The sequence below is a fragment of the Kitasatospora sp. NPDC087271 genome, from assembly GCF_044744605.1.
Classification (GTDB): Bacteria; Actinomycetota; Actinomycetes; order Streptomycetales; family Streptomycetaceae; genus Kitasatospora.
Genome location: NZ_JBIUYQ010000029.1, coordinates 1 through 18,157, shown reverse-complemented (window position 1 = coordinate 18,157; position 18,157 = coordinate 1). Strand labels below are relative to the sequence as shown.

11 protein-coding genes are annotated in these 18,157 nt (G+C 72.9%); 7 read left to right on the top strand and 4 right to left on the bottom strand.

Translation table 11 applies throughout. From position 1 onward, the window contains the following. Positions 1-8: 8 nt before the first annotated feature. From trpA to ACIO9K_RS32640, 4 genes are read right to left on the bottom strand one after another with little or no spacing between them, the layout of a single operon-like run. Positions 9-812: a tryptophan synthase subunit alpha gene (gene trpA / locus ACIO9K_RS32655; RefSeq protein WP_363619626.1), complete on the bottom strand. Its 804-nt coding sequence runs from the start codon at positions 810-812 to the stop codon at positions 9-11. After that, complete coding sequence (locus ACIO9K_RS32650) at positions 809-1,864, bottom strand: anthranilate phosphoribosyltransferase (protein ID WP_400335200.1); 1,056 nt, start codon at positions 1,862-1,864, stop codon at positions 809-811. Before ACIO9K_RS32650 ends, trpA begins: the two co-directional genes overlap by 4 nt. 2 nt (positions 1,865-1,866) lie before the next feature. Next, complete coding sequence (locus ACIO9K_RS32645; protein ID WP_363583409.1) at positions 1,867-2,136, bottom strand: acyl carrier protein; 270 nt, start codon at positions 2,134-2,136, stop codon at positions 1,867-1,869. Then, positions 2,133-3,650: an AMP-binding protein gene (locus tag ACIO9K_RS32640; RefSeq protein ID WP_400335198.1), complete on the bottom strand. Its 1,518-nt coding sequence runs from the start codon at positions 3,648-3,650 to the stop codon at positions 2,133-2,135. Before ACIO9K_RS32640 ends, ACIO9K_RS32645 begins: the two co-directional genes overlap by 4 nt. 437 nt (positions 3,651-4,087) lie before the next feature. Here ACIO9K_RS32640 and ACIO9K_RS32635 point away from each other — a divergent pair, with 437 nt between their 5' ends. From ACIO9K_RS32635 to ACIO9K_RS32605, 7 genes are all read left to right on the top strand, one after another. Further along, on the top strand, positions 4,088-5,803 hold the full coding sequence (locus tag ACIO9K_RS32635) for a condensation domain-containing protein (protein WP_400335196.1): 1,716 nt from the start codon (positions 4,088-4,090) through the stop codon (positions 5,801-5,803). Further along, positions 5,800-10,089: an amino acid adenylation domain-containing protein gene (locus ACIO9K_RS32630; RefSeq protein ID WP_400335194.1), complete on the top strand. Its 4,290-nt coding sequence runs from the start codon at positions 5,800-5,802 to the stop codon at positions 10,087-10,089. Before ACIO9K_RS32635 ends, ACIO9K_RS32630 begins: the two co-directional genes overlap by 4 nt. Next, positions 10,086-13,232 carry an amino acid adenylation domain-containing protein gene (locus ACIO9K_RS32625; protein WP_400335192.1) on the top strand — a complete coding sequence of 1,049 codons (3,147 nt, stop codon included), beginning with the start codon at positions 10,086-10,088 and terminating at the stop codon, positions 13,230-13,232. The genes ACIO9K_RS32630 and ACIO9K_RS32625 overlap by 4 nt, the downstream gene beginning before the upstream one ends. Positions 13,233-13,337: 105 nt before the next feature. After that, positions 13,338-13,736: a nuclear transport factor 2 family protein gene (locus ACIO9K_RS32620; protein WP_400335190.1), complete on the top strand. Its 399-nt coding sequence runs from the start codon at positions 13,338-13,340 to the stop codon at positions 13,734-13,736. A 4-nt stretch (positions 13,737-13,740) separates the two neighbouring features. Continuing rightward, positions 13,741-15,825: an amino acid adenylation domain-containing protein gene (locus ACIO9K_RS32615; protein ID WP_400335188.1), complete on the top strand. Its 2,085-nt coding sequence runs from the start codon at positions 13,741-13,743 to the stop codon at positions 15,823-15,825. Then, entirely contained in the window at positions 15,822-17,057 is a 1,236-nt protein-coding gene (locus tag ACIO9K_RS32610) for a cytochrome P450 (RefSeq protein ID WP_363583422.1), read from the top strand. Before ACIO9K_RS32615 ends, ACIO9K_RS32610 begins: the two co-directional genes overlap by 4 nt. A gap of 54 nt (positions 17,058-17,111) precedes the next feature. Next, a complete protein-coding gene (locus ACIO9K_RS32605) occupies positions 17,112-17,870 on the top strand; it encodes a thioesterase domain-containing protein (protein WP_363583424.1) in 759 nt (252 codons plus the stop codon). Positions 17,871-18,157 lie beyond the last annotated feature (287 nt).

Here is an 18,157-nt window from a genome sequence, read left to right as displayed (position 1 = left end):
TTGCCGGATCAGCGGTTTGCTGAGTACGGCGAAACGGTCTGTACGAAGGTGTGGAACTCCTCGACCACGTCGGCCCCTTCGGCGAGGGCGTGCTCGATCCGGGCGACCCCGGCGCTGCCCACCACCGCGGCGTCGGCGCCGAGGCCGTGCAGCAGGTCGATGTCCGCCCGGGAGCGGACGCCGAATCCGACGGCGATCGGCACGGCGGTCGTCCTGCGCAGTGCGGCCAGCGCGTCGGCCAGCTCCTGGCGGTCGGCCGTGAGCTCGCCGCCGCTGCGGCCGTAGTGGGCCACCAGGTACAGGTACGCGGTGGCGGACTCGGCGGCCGCGGCCTTCACCTCGGCCGTCGACGCGGCGTAGCAGGTGGCGACCACGGGCAGCCCCGCCTCCTGCACCGCTTCGAGGTAGCCGGCCCGTAGCCGCGGCGGCAGGCCGTGGACCAGCAGGCCGTCGACGCCCGAGTCGGCGACCCGCCGGACGAAGCCGGGCACGGTCAGGCCTCTGACCGTGTGGCTCCAGTCGGCCAGCAGCGCCACCCGCAGGTGGCGCAGCCGGGGCAGGATCCCGCTGAGGAGTCCGAGCACCTCGTCGAGTCCGACGCCGTCGGCCAGGGCCCGCTGCGCCGATCGGCGGATGACCGGCCCGTCGGTGACCGAGTGGGGGAAGGGCACCGCCAGCTCCAGGCAGTCCACGCGGCAGTCGTCGAGCATCCGCATGACGTCGGCCAGGACGGGCAGCGGGGGATCTCCGGCGTTGAGGAACATCGCCAGGCCGGGCTGGTCCGGTGGCCGGCGTGCGAAGAACCCGCTCACCGCGCACGCGCCGTGGTGATCACGCGGCGCGCCGGGTGCGCGCGCAGGCGGTCGACGAGGTCGCGGGCGGCGCCGCTGCGGAGGGCGCCGTCGGCCGCCCTGATCGCCTCCGGCCACCCGTCGATCAGCCCGCTCGCGACGGCCAGGGCGGCGGCGTTCAGGCAGACGGTCCGCGTTGCGAGAGCCGTCCCGGCTCCGGAGAGCACGCCGAGGAAGTGGTCGACCACGTCCTCGCCCTCGCTGGTCGGCCGTAGTCCGGCGATCGGGTCGGTGCCGCTTGCGGGAGTCCCGGGAGCCTCGGCCCGCAGTCGGATCGCGTCGGTGCCGTCATTGGTGAGGACGACGTTGTCGACGGAGCTGACGAGCTCGTCGACTCCCAGCTCGTTGGAGCACAGCCAGATCCTCCGGTCGGCAACGGTGGCGGCGACCTGGCCCAGAGTCGGCACCAGCGAATGGTCCGAGACACCGACGAGCTGGGCGGAGACCGGCACCGCGGCCAGGAAGGGGCCGACGGAGTTGATGAATCCGCCGATCATCCGCAGGTCCATCGGCACGATGCTCCGGGCCAGCAGTGCCACCTCCCGCGGGTAGACGAAGTTCCCCGGGAAGGCGATGCCGAAGCGTTCCAGCAGGGCGTCGGTCTGCTCGTAGGAGGTGGTCGTTCCGATACCGAGGCGGTCGAGCAGGTCGTGGGAGCCGCAGGTGCTCGTGTAGGCGCGGGATCCCGTCTTGACGATGCGCACGCCCAGGGCGGCGGCGACGAACGCCGCCGCGGTGGAGATGTTGAACGTGGCCGGCCCGCCTCCGGTGCCGACGATGTTGGCCGTGCGGTCCAGCCGCGCGGTGACGGCCGGCCGGCGCTCGTCCAGCGAGCGGAGCATGGCGACCAGCGTGTCCCGATTGGGCATCCGGGTGGACAGCGAGGACAGCAGCGCCACCGTCTCGCCGGAGCGGAGGGCGCCGTCACGCAGCTGGTCCCAGAATGACCCCCACATCTCCTGGTCGACGACGGCGCGGTCCCGGTCGATCAGCGCTCGCAGCACCTCGTGCATGGCTAGTGGGCGTCCGTCCGGTGCTGCTGGGCCTGCTCGATGAACCTGCTGATCGAGCCGACCGAGCGGAAGCTGTCCGGGTCGAGGTCGAGGTCGATCTCCTCGACGCGCAGGTCGAAGCAGTCCTCGAGCCAGGCGATCGTCTTGAGCAGGCCGAGGCTGTCGATGACCCCGCCGTCCACGAGGTCGTAGTCGGAGTCCAGTTCGTTCGCGCCGACGTCCGGCAGGAACTCCTCGATGATGAACTGCGTGACTACCGCGGCGTGTTTCACGTGGCCGTTCCTTCGTTTGGCTGGGACGGGGAGCAGGCGGGCTGGAGGGGCGTGCGGTCGATCTTTCCGGTGGACGTCCTGGGCAGCGGGTCGTCCACGATCAGCAGGGTCGAGGGGACGGCGGTGAGCGGGAGCCGTTGTGCGCAGTGCCGGCGCAGCGCCAGCGAGTTCAGCCGGCTGTCCGGGGCGCGGCGGACCACGCTGCGCAGCAGGCGGCCGGCCACCGGGTCGGGCACGGTCACCACGGCCGCCTCGACGACGTCGGGATGGTCGAGCAGCACCTGCTCGACCTCGTGGGTGTTGACCCGCACGCCGCGGACCTTGACCTGGTGGTCGTTGCGGCCTTCCAGGGTGATGCGGCCGTCCCGGTCACGCCGCACGAGGTCGCCGCTGCGGAAGTAGCGCCGCGCCTCCCCGTCGTGGTGGTGGGTCGCGAACCTGTCCGCGTCCTGCTCCCGGTCCAGGTAGCCGTCGGTCTGGAACGGCGTCGCGACGTGGAGCTCGCCGGTCCCCGGCCCGGTCACGATCCCGCCGTCGGCACCGACGACCACCGCGTGGACTCCGGGCAGCGGGCGTCCGATCGGCACCGGGCCGGGGACCGGCTCGGTGCCGTCGACCTCGTGCAGGAAGCTGTCGTTGGTCTCGGTGCAGCCGTAGATGTTGTAGAACCGCGCGCCGGTGAACAGCTGCGGGAGTTCGGCCAGGCAGCGGGCGGGCATGCTGTCCCCGGTGAAGACGACGTGCTCGACCGTATCGAGCCGGCGGCCGCTCCCGGCGGCCGCGTCGACCAGCAGCCGGTAGAACATCGGTACCGCCTGGACGAGTTGGACCGCGTGGCGGGACACGAGGTCCAGCAGGTAGCCCGGCTGGGTGGCCCGGGCCGGATCGACCAGGACGACGCGGCCGCCGTACTTGAGCGTGGTCCAGATGTCCAGCAGGCACAGGTCGAAGGTGAGCGGGGCGTAGTTGAGGACCGTCGTTCCCCGGCGGACGCCGAACCGTTCGCCGGCCCAGGTGGTGAAGCGGTCCACCGCCCCCGTGCTCAGTGGCACGATCTTCGGCCGCCCGGTGGAACCGGAGGTGGTGAACATGAAGGAGACGTCGGCGGGCTCCGTACGGCGCGGCGCCTCCGGTTCCGCCGGCCGGTCCGGGGCGCCCGGCCCGGGTCCGGGCGCCCGGGGGCTCTCCGGTGACAGGACGTGCCGGATTCCGGCCTGCTCGACCAACGTGTGGGGCGTCCGCCCCTCCGGCGTGGGCGCCGGCAGCAGCAGGAAGCGCCGCCCTTCCAGCAGGCAGGCGAGCATCAGGGCGATCGTCGAGGGCGACTTGGCGGCCGGGATGCCGACCGGCTCGTCCCCGCCCGGGGCGAGCCGGGCGATCCGGACGCGCTCCCGCTCCGCCAGCTGGTGGAGTTCACGGTAGGTCGTCTCTTCTCCGCGCCATATCAGCGCCGGATCACCGGGGTGGCCGGTGGCGTGCGAGACGAATGAACCCACCAGACTCTGCTGCTGCATCACGACTTCTCCGAGTTCATGCAACGGGGTGGGTTCATATACAACGGATGAGTTCATGCAACGGGTTCACCGATCTTATTCGGAACAATGAAGGCCCGGCATGAAAGGGGCCCACCCGGCCGTCCCCTGGGGACAGAAGAATTATCACGTGGTGCCCGTCCACGGAAGTGGGGTGTGCGATCCGAGCCATGACGGCACGTCAGAGAGGGTGTCATGGCCGGCCGCGCCGATGCTAGCCGTCGAGCGTGTTCGATCTACATAAGGATTCCGGTGGACTGGCGTAAATATTGTCTTGATGCCTGCAACCCCGTTCTCGATCTTGCGGAGTGAGACGGGAGCCACCTAGTATCCGCCGTACTGTTCGCCAAGTAGCGAATCGGCGAGGGGATTTCCGGGGCGTTGAAGCGTTCCCGATCGCCGTGAAAGGTGGATCCGTCATGCCTGGTCCCGATCGGCGCGCGCACGCTCCGACCCTGTTGTCCTTCGCCCAGCAACGGCTGTGGTTCCTCGACCGGCTGCGGCCGGGCCGGCCGGACCACAACGTCCCGACCGCGGTGCGCCTGCGCGGACGGCTGGACCAGGGGGCGCTCACCCGGGCGCTGACCGAAGTCGTGCGGCGCCACGAGGTGTTGCGCGGCAGGATCGTCGACACCGAGGACGGCCCGCGCCACGTCGCGGAGCCGGTCGAGACCTTCGTGCCGACGATCACCGATCTGACGCACACCCCCGCGGAGCAGGCCTGGCAGCGGGCCCGGGAGCTGGTGGCCGCCGATCTGGCGACCCCGTTCGACCTCGGGACCGCTCCGATGCTGCGGGCCCGACTGATCCGCATCGCCCCCGACGACCATCTGCTGCTCCTGGTGATCCACCACATCGCCTGTGACGGCTGGTCGCTGTCGGTGCTGTGGCAGGAGTTCTCCGCCGGATACGGTGCCGCCGTCGACGGCCGGCCGATCGCCCTGGCGGACCTGCCCGTCCAGTACGCCGATTTCGCCGACTGGCAACGGAGCCATCAGGCCGGAACGGCGATGCTGGACCAACTCGCCTACTGGCGCGAGCACTTGGCCGACCTGAGCCCGTCGGTGCTCCCGACGGACCGAACCCGCCCCGCGGTGTGGTCAGGCCGGGGCGACCAGGTCGAGATCGAGATCCCGGCGGAACTCGCCGAGCGAATACGCACACTGGGGCGCGCCCACGAGGTGACGCCGTTCATGACGCTGCTGGCCGCCTTCCAGGTCCTGCTCGCGCGTTGCACGGGACAGGCCGACGTGACGGTGGGGACGCCGATCTCCGGGCGGACCCGGATCGAGGTGGAGCCGCTGGTCGGCTTCTTCGTCAACACGCTCGTCCTGCGTACCGACCTGTCGGGCGACCCCGGCTTCACCGACGTGCTCGCCCGGGTGCGGCGGTGCGCGGTGGAGGCCTACGCCCGCCAGGACGTCCCCTTCGAGCGGCTGGTGCAGGAGCTGCGGCCCGAACGCGACCTCGGCCAACACCCGCTGTTCACGGTCATGTTCCAGCTGGAGGAGCCGCCCGCGCTCCCGTCCGGCCTTCCGGGGATCGAGGTGAGTGACCACCAGATGCCGAACGACGTGGCGAAGTTCGACATCGAGGTCTCCATGACGGACGGCGGCGATCGCTTCACCGGCGTCATCCGCTACGCCGCCGACCTCTTCGACCGCGACACGGTGCGGCAACTCTCCGAGGGTTTCCGGGTGTTGCTCGACCAGCTCGTCGACAGCCCCGAACGGCCGATATCGGCGTGGGAAACCCCTCCCGGCCTCCGGGTGAGCCGCCCCGCTCCCGCCACCAGGAGCGAGACGGCCGGCGAGCCCGCCACCGAGTCCGCCACCGAGACCGGGCCCGCCACCGAGACCGAGCTCCTCGTGCTGGAGACCTGGGCCGAGGTGCTCGGTGTCACCCCGGACGGCGTGGACAGCGACTTCTTCGAGCTGGGCGGCCATTCGCTCCTCGCCTCGAAGGCCATGTCCCGACTCGGCCGGGCACTCGACCTCGAACTGCCCGTCGCCCTGCTCTTCTACCACCCGACCGTCGCCGAACTCGCCGACGGCATCGACGCGGCGTTGCTGGCGGACCTCGGTGCCGCCGCCGAAGCGGAACCGCTTCCCGCCGGAAAGGCCCGTCACCCGTGAAGGCACAGCACAGTCGCCCCGAGCCCGGCCGGCCGACCGGTTCCGCGCCCGGAGCCGCCCCGTCGGCCGGTTCCACGCCGGCCACCACCCGGGCCCTGCTCGACCAACGCGTCCGCGCGGCCCGGAGCAGGGCCGTCGAGGGCGAGCCGGAGGCCGCGATCCCGCCCCGCCCGGCGGGTGCGCAGGTGACGTCGTTCACCCAGGAACGCATGTGGCTGGTCGAGCGGCTGTCCGACGGCCCCGCGATGTACAACGTCCACGAGGTCTTCCGGCTGCACGGCCCGCTGGACGTGGACGCCCTCGGCCACAGCCTCACCGAGCTGGTGCGGCGCCACGAAGTCCTGCGCACCGCCTTCCCCGAGCGGGACGGGCTCCCCAGCCCCTCGGTCGAGCCGGCCCGGCCGCTCGACCTGCCCGTCACGGACCTCCGGACCGAGCCCGCGGAACGCCGGACACGGCTGGCCCTCGATCTCGTTCAGTCCGAGATCCTGCGCCCGTTCGACCTGGCCGCCGCCCCGCTGCTGCGCGCATCACTGCTGCGGGTCGGCGAGGACGAACACGTCCTGGTGGTGGTCGTCCACCACATCGCCGTCGACGGCTGGTCGATGCCGCTGCTGTGGGACGACCTGTCGGCGATGTACCGGAGCCGGCTGGAAGGCCGCGAGCACGAGCTGCCCCCCTTGCGGATCCAGTACGCGGACTTCGCCCACTGGCAGCGGGCCCGGCTCTCCGGCGACCGTCTGCGGCGCCAACTGGGCTACTGGAGCGCACAGCTGTCCGGGCTGTCGCCGCTGGACCTGCCCACCGACCGCCCGCGCGGACCGGTCCGCGCGGGCCGGGGCGAGCGGATCACCTTCACGGTGCCCGAGGAACTGGCCGGCCGGTTGCGGCTGCTGGGCAGGCGGCACGGCGCGACGATGTTCATGACGCTGCTCGCCGCGTTCCAGGCCCTGCTCGCCCGCTACAGCGGGCAGTCCGACGTGGCGGTCGGCACACCGGTCGCGGGCCGGACCCGTCCGGAACTCGACCCGCTGGTGGGCTCGTTCATCAACACCGTGGTCATCCGCACCGACCTCGCGGACGACCCGAGCTTCGCCGAACTGCTCGACCGGGTCCGCAGCACCGCCGTGGACGCCTATGCGCACCAGGACCTGCCGTTCGAACGGCTGGTGCAGGAATTGCGGCCGGCCCGCGGTCTCGACCGCAACCCGCTGTTCCAGGTGATGTTCGCCGGCCTGTCCGACCCGGCCGCCGCCCTCCGGCTGGTGGGGACGGAGGTCGAACAGATCGAGGTCGACAACGGCACGGCCAAGGTCGACCTCAGCCTGGTGATAGCCGACCGGTCGACGGGCGCGACCGGTACGACCGGGGCAGCCGGCACCACCGGGACCGTGGCCTTCGACACAGATCTGTTCGACCGCGCGAGCGTGGAACGGCTGGTCGGCCACTACCTGCGGCTGCTGGACGCCGCGGCCGGCGATCCCGACCGTCCCGTCTCGCGCCTGGACCTGCTCACCGAGGCCGAGCGCGAAGCGCTGCTGGTGGCCGCCAACGCCACCGACGAACCCTTCCCCGCGGACCTCTGCGTCCACGAGCTGGTCGAGGAGCAGGCCCGGCTGACCCCCGACGCGGTGGCGGTCCGCTGCGGCGGCCAGCGACTGACCTACCGGGAACTCGACCACCGGGCCAACCAGTTGGCCCGGCACCTGAGAGCCCGGGGAGCGCGCCCGGAACGCCTGGTCGGCGTGTGCCTGCCGCGCTCGGCGGACCTGGTCGTGGCCCTGCTGGCCGTCCTCAAGTCGGGCGCCGCCTACCTGCCGCTGGACCCGGACCTCCCGGCGCAGCGCATGTCGTTCATGCTCGCCGACGCCGAAGTGCCGCTGCTGCTCACCCAGCGCTCCCTGGCCGACCGGCTGCCGCGGCACGGCGCCGCGACGGTGTGGACGGACGACGAGGCCGGGCTCATCGCGGCCCTGCCCGGGGACCGGCTGCCGCCGCTCGCGACGCCCGCCAACCTGGCGTACTCGATCTACACCTCCGGTTCGACCGGCCGCCCCAAGGCCGTACTGGTCCCGCACGAGGGCGTGGTCAACTACCTGGTGGTCCGCGGCCGACAGCTGGACCTCGGCGGGGACGATGTCGTCGCCTCGGTGGCCTCGATCTCCTTCGACGTCATCGTCCCCCAGGTGCTCATGCCCCTGGCCTGGGGCGCGAGCGTGGTGATCGCCCCGTCGGAGGTCGCGGTCGACGGCCCGCGCCTGACGGAGATGATGCGCGAGTTCGGCGTCACCACGCTCATGGCCACACCGGCCACCTGGCTCCTGCTGCTGGACGGCGGATGGCAGGGCGGCCGGTTCCAGGCGATCTGCGTGGGCGAACCGCTCCAGCCCGCCCTGGCCCGGAGGCTCCTCGACCGGGTCTCCACGCTGTGGAACGGCTACGGTCCCACCGAGGCGTCCGTCGGCTGCGTCACCCGGCGCGTGGACGCCGACCGGGACCTGGCCCGGCCGGGAGGGTCCGTGCCGATCGGCCGGCCGCTCGGCAACCTCCGGATCTACCTGCTGGACCCGGCCGGCGCCCCGGTGCCCGTCGGCGTACCGGGCGAGATCCACATCGGCGGGGTCGGCGTCACCCGCGGGTACGCCAACCGGCCGGGGCTGACCGCCGAGCGCTTCGTGCCCGATCCGTTCGGTGCCGACGGCGGCCGGCTGTACCGGACCGGCGACCTGGCGCGGTACCTGCCGGACGGCAGCCTGGTCTTCCTGGGCCGCACCGACGAGCAGGTGAAGATCCGGGGCTACCGCATCGAGCTGGGCGAGATCGAGGCCGCGCTGTGCGCGCAGCCCGGCGTCGCCAGGGCCACGGTGACGGTGCGGGGCACCGGGACGGACGCCGAACTGGCCGGTTACCTGGTGTGGCAGGACCGGCCCGGTGACCTGGCGGTCCTGCGGCGCTCCCTGCGCGAGACCCTGCCCGAGTTCATGGTGCCCACGACGCTGACCGCACTCGACCGGATCCCGTTGACCACGAACGGCAAGGTGGACCGCGGGGCCCTGCCCGAGCCGGCCCGCCACGGCCACGAGGCGGGTGCGCTACCGCCGCGGGACCTGCTGGAACTCCTGATGACCAGGATCTGGGAGCGCGTGCTGGGCACCCCGCGGGTCGGCGTCCGGGACGACTTCTTCGCGCTGGGCGGGCATTCGCTCAGGGCGGTCGAGCTCGTGGAGGCGATCCGGCGGGAGTGGGGGGTCACCGTGCCGCTGAACACGGTGTTCCGCCATCCCACCGTCGAGGGTCTGTGCGCGGAACTGCCCAACGCCTCGCAGGCCCTTCGCCGGCTCGTGGTCCCGCTGGCCGAAGGAGACCACCGCAGGGCGCCGCTGATCCTGGTGCACCCGCAGAGCGGCGACGTGTGCTCCTTCCTCCACCTGGCCGAGCACCTCACCGAACGCCTGGCCGAGCACCCCGCCGAACAGCCGGCCGAGCACCCCTCCGAACCGCTCGCCGGCGGCCGGCCCGTCTACGGCCTGGAGGCCGTCGGCTACAACACCGACGAGCCGCCACTGGCCACCGTCGAGGAGCAGGCGCAGCGCTACCTGCGGGAGCTGCGGTCCGTCCTGCCCGACGGCCCGTACCTGCTGGCCGGCTGGTCCTTCGGCGGGCTGGTCGCCTTCGAGATGGCCCGCCTGCTGGAGGAGGAGGGGAACCCCCCGGGATTCCTCGGGATCATCGACGTCGGAGCGCCCGCCTTCACCGACGGATCCACCGACGGATCCACCGACGGCTCCACCGGCGGATCCACCGACGGATCCACCGAGTCCGACCACGGGCCCACCGACGGGCCCGGCGGCCACGACGCGCACGGGACGGCCCGGTTCGCGCTCGCCTCCGGGCTGCCCACCGGAGCCGTCGGAGAACTCCACGAGCTCGACGAGCAGGACGCCCTGTCCCTGCTGCTCCACGACGCGCACGCCGGCGAGCGCCTTCCCCTGCGGGTGCGCACCGAACAACTGCGGCGCATGGTCAGGGTCTTCACCACCAACGGCGACGCCGCCCGACGCTACCGGTCGACCGCGCGGCTGCGGACACCGATCCACCTGTTCACGAGCGCCGAGGCGCACCCCGTGCTCGCCGCCCCGGTCGTGGTCCCCGCCCGGTGGCGCGACCGCACTCAGGGGGCGTTGAGCGTGGTCGAGGTGCCCGGCAACCACCACGACATGCTGTCGCCGCCCCACGCCGCACCCTTCGCCGACGCGCTGTCGGCCGTCCTGGAGGAGCTCGGATGAGCGACGGACACGAGCTGCCGTTGTCGTCGGCGCAGTCCGGCATCTGGTTCGCCCACCACCTGCGCCCCGGCAGCCCCGTCTACAACACCGGTGAGTACGTGGACATCCCCGGGCCGATCGACCCGGAGCTGTTCGAGACGGCCGTGCGGCGCGTGGTGGACGAGACCGAGTCCCTGCGCGTTCGTCTCACCGACGGTGGCGAGGGCCCCCGGCAGGTCGTCACCCCGTCGCCCGACTGGTCGATGGACCACGTCGACCTCACCTCGACACCGGATCCGCTGCGGGCGGCCGAGCGCTGGATGCGCGCCGACCTGTCCACACCGGTCGGGCTCACCCGGGACCCGCTGTTCCGCCAGGCCCTGTTCGCCGTCGCGCCGGACCGCTTCCTCTGGTACCAGCGCGTCCACCACATCGTGGTCGACGGCTTCAGCATGTCGCTCATCGCGCGCCGCGTCGCCAAGACCTACACCGGACTGGTCGAGGGCGGGGGAGGGGCACGGCCGGCCTTCGGGCCGCTGAGCCTCCTGCTGGCGCACGACGCCGCCTACCACGCGTCGGAACAGCCCGGACAGGACCGGGCGTTCTGGGCGGCCCGGCTGGCCGGCCGGCCGGATCCCGTCAGTCTCGCCAGCCGCTCGGCGGCCGCCTCGGACGGCTTCCTGCGCCGTACCAGCACCCTCGACGCGCCCACCGTCGCGGCGCTGCGGCGGGCCGCGCGGCCCGCCGGGGCGAGCTGGCCCACCGCCTTCACCGCAGCGGTCGCCGCGTACCTCCACCGCCTCAGCGGCGAACGGGACATCGTGCTCAGCATGCCGGTGACCGGGCGCACCGGCTCCTCCGTGCAGGCCGTCCCCGGCATGGTGGCGAACGTGGTGCCGCTGCGGCTGCGCGTGCACCCGGAACAGGGTCTGTCCGCACTCGCGCGACAGACGGCCGAGGAGGTCGCCGCCCTGCGCGGGCACCAGCGCCACCGCAGCGAGGACCTGCGCAGGGAACTGGATCCGGCCCGGTCGGAGCGGGTCCTGTTCGGGCCCCTCGTCAACATCATGTCCTTCTACTACCACCTGGACTTCGCGGGCGTCCGGGCCACCGTGCACAACCTGTCCAACGGGCCGGTCGAGGACCTCTCGTTCTCCGTCTACGACCGCTCCGACGGCACCGCGCCCCGGCTCGACGTCGACGCGAACCCCGCGCTCTACTCCGAGGCCGAACTCACCTCCCACCAGCAGCGGTTCCTCCGGTTCCTGGACGCGGTGGCCGCCGACCCGGACCGGCCGATCGGCCGGCCCGACCTCCTCACCCCCGAGGAACGGCAGCGGACCGTCGTGGCCGTCAACCGCACCACGCAGCCGCTCCCGCACCCGACGGTGCCGCTGGCCTTCGCGGCCGAGGCCGCGCGCACGCCCGATGCGCCCGCCGTCGTGTGCGGCGAAACCACCCTGTCCTACGCGGAGTTGAACGACCGGGCCAACCGGCTGGCCCACCGGCTCATCGCCCTGGGCGTCCGCTGCGACAGCACGGTGGCCGTGCTCATGGAACGCTCCGCCGACGTGGTGGTGTCGGTCCTGGCGATCAGCAAGGCCGGCGGCGCCTACGTGCCGCTGGACACCCGGGCCCCGACGGCCCGCCTGCGCCGCGTCCTGGACGACACCGGGGCGGCGGTGCTGCTCACCCACCGGGCCACCCGGGACGACGCGCTGTCCCACGGCACCCCGGTCGTCGTCGTCGACACCGACCCCGGACTCGCCGACGAGCCGGCCACCGACCCCGTCGTGCCGCTGCGCCCGGACCACCTGGCGTGCGTCCTGTACACCTCCGGGTCCACGGGCACGCCGAAGGGGGTGGCCCTGACCCACCGCAACGTCATCAGCCTGACCGCGCAACGCTGTTGGCGCGAAGAGGACGGCCCGCGGGTCCTCGCGCACTCCCCGCACGCCTTCGACGCCTCGACCTACGAGTGGTGGGTGCCGCTGCTCAACGGGGGCCGGGTCGTCGTGGCCCCGCCCGGCGAGCTGGCGCTCGCGGACCTCCACCGGCTCATCGTCGACCACCGGGTCGGGGCGCTGTGGCTGACGGCCGGGCTGTTCCGGGTGTTCGCCGAGGAGTCACCCGGCACGCTGGCCGGGGTCGGCCAGGTGTGGACCGGCGGTGACATCGTGCCGGCCGATGCCGTCCGGCGCGTCCTGGCACGGTGCCCGGACTCCGTGGTGGTCGCCGGGTACGGCCCGACCGAGGCCACCACGTTCACCACGCGCAGGGTGCTGCGCCCCGGCCGGCCCGTGCCCGACGTCGTCCCCCTCGGCCGACCGGTGGACAACAGGCGGGTGTACGTCCTGGACGAGGCGCTGTCGCCGGTGCCGCCGGGGGTGGCCGGCGTGCTGTACGTCGCCGGTGCGGGCGTGGCGCGCGGGTACCTGAACGACCCTCGCCGCACGGCCGGCCAGTTCCTGCCGTGCCCCTTCGGCGACCCGGGCGAGCGGATGTACCGCACGGGCGACGTGGTCCGCTGGAACGCCGAGGGGGAGCTCGAGTTCCTCGGCCGCGCGGACGAGCAGGTCAAGCTCCACGGCTTCCGCATCGAACTGGGCGAGATCGAGGCGGTGCTGGCCGGGCACCCGGCCGTCGCCCAGGCGACCGTGGTCGCCGGCCCGGGAGCCTCGCCCGGCAGGCGTCTGATCGGCTACGTCGTCCCGGCCGGGGACTCGGGGCTCGACCCGGCGGCGGTGCGGGAGCACGCCAGCGCGGTGCTGCCGGACTACATGGTGCCCTCGGCGATCGTCACGCTCGACGCCTTCCCCCTGACCCCCAGGGGCAAGATCGACCGGGCCGCGCTGCCCGTCCCGGACCTCGCACCGGCACCGTCCGGGCCCGGGCCGCGAACCCCGGCGGAGCAGACGATGTGCGCGCTGTTCGCCGAGGTGCTCGGCCGGCCCGCGGTGGGCGTCGACGACGGTTTCTTCGCGCTGGGCGGCAACTCCCTGCTCGCGACCCGGTTGGTCAACCGGGTGCGGGTGAGGTTCGGCCGTGAACTCACCCTCGGCGCCCTGTTCCAGGCACCCACGCCGGCGCGCCTGGTCGAAGCGCTCGAGGACGCCCCGGACGCCGCGGCCGTACCGGCTCTCTCACCACGTACACGACTCTGACAGCGATCGAGCGATCACAGGAAGCACCTCGGCATGGTCCACACCCTCTCCCATCCCGACGAAACGCCGGCACCATCGGCAACACCCGCGACACCGGAGACCCCGATGGCCCCGGAGACCCCGATGGCCCCGGAAACCCCGACGGCACCCGCGCTGGGGGTGTCCCAGGTCCGCCGGTACTACCAGCTCGTCGACGCCGGGGACGTGCCCGCGCTGGTCGCCCTGTTCACCCCGGACGCCCGCTACCACCGCCCCGGGTACCAACCCATGGTCGGGCACGCCGAACTGGAACGCTTCTACCGCGACCAGCGGGTGATCCGCACCGGCGTGCACACCCTGGCCACCGTGGTCACGACCGACGACGAGGTGGCGGTGCACGGCCTGTTCCGCGGCGTGCTGCACGACGGCGGTGAGGTCGAGCTGCGGTTCGCGGACTTCTTCCGGATGACGCCGCAGGGCCGCATCGCCGCGCGGGACACCTTCTTCCACGTGCCGGCGGTCTGAGGCGGTGGACGCACCCGGTGACACCGCGCACCACGTGCTGCGCAGCGGCCACCGCGACGGCCACCGCGACGGCTACCGCGACGGCGACGGCGACGGCCACGGCGACGGCCCACGCGGTCGCGCGTTCAACCCCGACGGGGACACTTCAGCACAGGAAAGCGGGAAGCAGTTGACCAAGACGGTCCTCACCTCCGACATCCCGGCGTTCGTCGGCAGCGGACGGCCACCGTTCGACGCGCGGGCCATCCACGAGCTGGTCGCCGAACAGGCGGAGCGGGCCCCGCACGCGCCCGCCGTCACCTGCGACGGACGGACCCTGACCTACCGGCAGCTCAACGACCGCGCCAACCGGCTCGCCGGGCGGCTGCGAGCGGCCGGACTGGCGCAGGAGGACGTCGTGGGCGTGCTGGTGCCGCGGTCGCCGGAGCTGATCGTGGCCCTGCTCGCCGTCCTCATCGCGGGCGGGGCGTACCTCGGACTCGAACCGGACGACCCGGCCGGCCGCCACGCGCTGCTGCTCGAGGACGCCGGCGCGGGCATGGTGATCGCCGGAGAGGCCCTGAGGGAGCAACTGCCCGACACCGTCGTCACGGTGACGGAAGGCGGCCCGGCGCAGGAGCCGGCCACCGGGCCGGCGGCTGCGGCCCGCCCCGGCGCCCCGGACCGGCTCGCCTACGTCAGCTACACCTCGGGCTCCACCGGCGAGCCCAAGGGCGTCGGCGTGCCCCACCGGGCGATCGACCGGCTCGTCCGGGGTGCGGACTGGGTGGACGTCCGCGCCGAGGACGTCTTCTTCCACCTCGCGCCGGTCGCGTTCGACGCGTCCACGTTCGAGATCTGGGCCCCCCTCGTCAACGGCTGCCGACTGGTCCTCTTCCCCCCGGTCGCCATCACGCTGGAGCACGTGGCGCGCGTCGTCCGCGCTGAGCGCGTGACGGTCCTGCTGCTGACCACCGGGCTCTTCCACCAGATGGTGAGCTCCCACCTGGAGGCGTTCGCCGACGTGCGGCACGTCCTCACCGGGGGTGACGTGGCCTCGCCGGGCCACGTCCAGCACCTGCTGGCCCGCTACCCGGAGCTGCTCTTCACCAACGGCTACGGGCCGACCGAGAACACCACGTACACGACCTGCTGGACCAGCAGCACCCTCCCGGAGCTGCGCAGCGTGCCGATCGGCCGCCCGATCAGCGGCACCAGGGTCGCCGTGCTCGACGGTGACCTCAGGCCGGTGCCCGTCGGCGAGTGCGGCGAACTGTACGTGGCCGGGGCGGGCCTGGCCCGCGGCTACCTGGGGCGCCCGGCCGCGACGGCCGAACGGTTCCTGCCCGACCCGTTCGGGACCGAGCCGGGGGCCCGGATGTACCGGACCGGCGACCTCGTGCGATGGCTGCCCGACGGCACGCTGGAGTTCGTCGGACGCGCGGACGACCAGGTCAAGGTCCAGGGCTACCGCGCCGAACCGCGCGCCGTCGAGGTCGAGCTGGAACGGCTCGCCGAGGTGCGGCACGCGGTCGTGCTGCCGCAGGCCGACCCGGCGGGCGGCACCCGGCTCCTGGCCTACGTCGTGCCCGCGCAGTCCGACCCGGCGGGTAACGCCGACCTCGGTCGGCGGCTGCGCCACGAGCTGCGGGACAGGCTGCCGGGCTACCTGATCCCCTGGGCGATCCTCGTCCGTCCCGAGCTGCCGGTGAACCGCAACGGCAAGATCGACCGCCGGGCCCTGCCCACCGCCACCCGGGTACCGCGCAACGTGGCCAACGAGTACGTCCCGCCCGTCACCGAGGTGCAGACGCGGCTGACCGAGTTGTGGGGCGACATCCTCGGCATCGAACCGGTCGGCGTCGACGACGACTTCTTCGACCTCGGCGGGCACTCCCTGCTGGCCACCGACCTCCTGGTCGCCACCCAGCGCGAGTTCGACGTGGACCTCCCCGCGCAGATCCTCTACCTGTCGCCGACCGTCGCCGAGCTGGCGACGGCCCTCACCGCCCGGATGCGGACGGCGGGCCCGGACGGCCCGGCGGCGCGCCCGGACGGCCTGACGGCGGGTGGCCCGGCCGACGGAGCACGGCAGGAGCAGCCCCGATGACGGCGGTTCCCCCCACCCCGCGATGCCCGGTCCTCGCCCCGCAGCCGGTCGACCTGATCGACCCCGACCTGTACCACTCGGGCGGGGCGCACGAGGTGTGGCGACGGCTGCGCCGCCACGCCCCGGTGAGCTGGCAGCCGGTCGGCGACATCGGCTACTGGTCGGTCGTCGGCTACGCCGAGGCCAACCGGGTGCTCCGCGACCACGACACGTTCACCTCCGAACAGGGCACCCTGCTCAACCTCCTCGGCCAGGGCGACCCCGCCGGCGGCCGGCAGATGGCCGTGACCGACCCGCCCCGGCACGCGCACCTGCGCGGCCCGCTGCAACAGGCGCTGTCGATCAAGACGGTGGAGAACGACCGGGAGGCCATCCGCCGGGTCATCGTCGAACTGCTCCGGCCGTTGGCCGACGGCGGCCCGTTCGACTTCGCCGCCGCCATGGCCACCCTGCCGATGGCGGTGATCGGCACCATGATGGCGCTGCCGGAACAGGACTGGCCGCGGCTGGTCCGACTCGCCCACGCCTGCATCGCCGCGGACGACCCCGAGTTCCAGCTCGCCGCCGGACCGCAGGCCACCCTCGTGACCGCCCACCGCGAACTGTTCGCCTACTTCCAGGACATCGTCACCGCGCGTCGGCGCGCACCGGGTGACGACCTGATCAGCGTGCTGCTCACGATGGAACTGGACGGACGGCGGCTGTCGCCGGGCGAGATCGTGTCCAACTGCTACAGCCTGCTGCTCGGTGCGACCGTCACCACCGCCCAGCCGCCGATCGCGGCGATGGTCGAACTGGCCGGGACGGCGGTCCTGGACGACTGGGCGGCACACCCGGAGCTGCTCGGCAGCGGCGTGGAGGAAGCCCTGCGATGGGCCTCGCCCACCCAGCACTTCATGCGCCACGCCACCCGCGACGTCGAGGTCCGGGGCGTGCCGATCCCCGCGGGGGACGCGGTCGTCGTGTGGCTGGGGTCGGCCAACCGCGACGAGACCGTGTTCGCCGACCCGGACACCTTCGACATCCGACGGCGGCCCAACAAGCACATCGCGTTCGGCGTCGGCGCGCACTACTGCATCGGACACACCGTCGCACGGGTGGCCCTGCGGATCCTGTTCGCCGAACTGCTCGGCCGGTTCACCGGCTTCGAACTCGCCGGGACGCCGCGGCGCATGCGCTCGAACATCATCGCGGGCTTCACCCACCTGCCGATCACCGCGCGGACCCGCTAGCGCGTGCACCACCGCAGCCGCACCCGAGAAGAAACCCCACCCGGAAGGTCATCAGTGAACGCTCCGACGGCCCGTACCCGCAACAAGTGGTTCCTGCGCGAGCCGTCGCCGGTGGCACCGGCACGGCTGTTCTGCCTGCCCTACTCCGGCTGCGGAGCGAGCATGTACCGCCAGTGGCCGTCATCGGTCAACGGCGTCGAGGTCTGCCCCGTGCAGCTGCCCGGCCGGGAGAACCGGATGCGCGAGCCCGCCCACACCACCTACGAGGCACTGGCCGACGACCTCTGCGAGGCGCTGCGCCCCTACCTGGACCGTCCCTACGCGCTGTTCGGGCACTGCGGCTCCGCGCTGGCGGCGTACGAGACCGCCGTACGGCTGGTCGAAAGGGGCTGCCCCGCCCCGACCCGGGTGTTCGTCTCCGCCGAGGTGGCGCCGCAGGACGGCCCCTACGGCCGCTTCCTCGGCATGGACGACGACGAGCTGGCCGGCGAACTGCGCCAGCTCGTCGCGGAACTGGGCGGCACCCTGGAACCGAGCCTGCTCGCGCTCTACCTCGGCGTCCTGCGGAACGACGTCGACATGAACAAGCGGTACCACGTGGCCGAGCCGGTCCGGCTGCCGTGCCCGATCACCGCCATCGGCTGGACGGAGGACACGGGAATCGAGCCGTCGCTGATGACCGGCTGGTCGGCGTGCGGCGAAGCGACCTTCGAACTCCTGGAGGGAGGCCACTACCGCTTCATCGAGGCGCCGACGGACCTGCTGGCGCTCCTGGTCGCGGACCTGACGCCCACCCGGTCCGGCACCCCCTGACACCTGCGCCCTCTGGCACCTGCGCCCTCTGGCACCTGCACCCGGACGGGCCGGCCGCCCCGGCGTCGATGCGCAGCGGGCCCCGGCAGAGCGGCGATGCTCTGCCGGGGCCCGCGGCGGTCAACTCCCCTCAGGGTGCGGGTCGGTCACGGTGTGGGGCCGAGCTTCTGCCAGGCGTCGCTCTTGCCGGGTTCGTCGGTCGCCTTGTTCCACCACTTGGCGCGCCAGTAGAAGCCGTTCCACGACACCGTCGAGGCCCAGGCGCCGTCGGTGTCCCCGGTGATGAT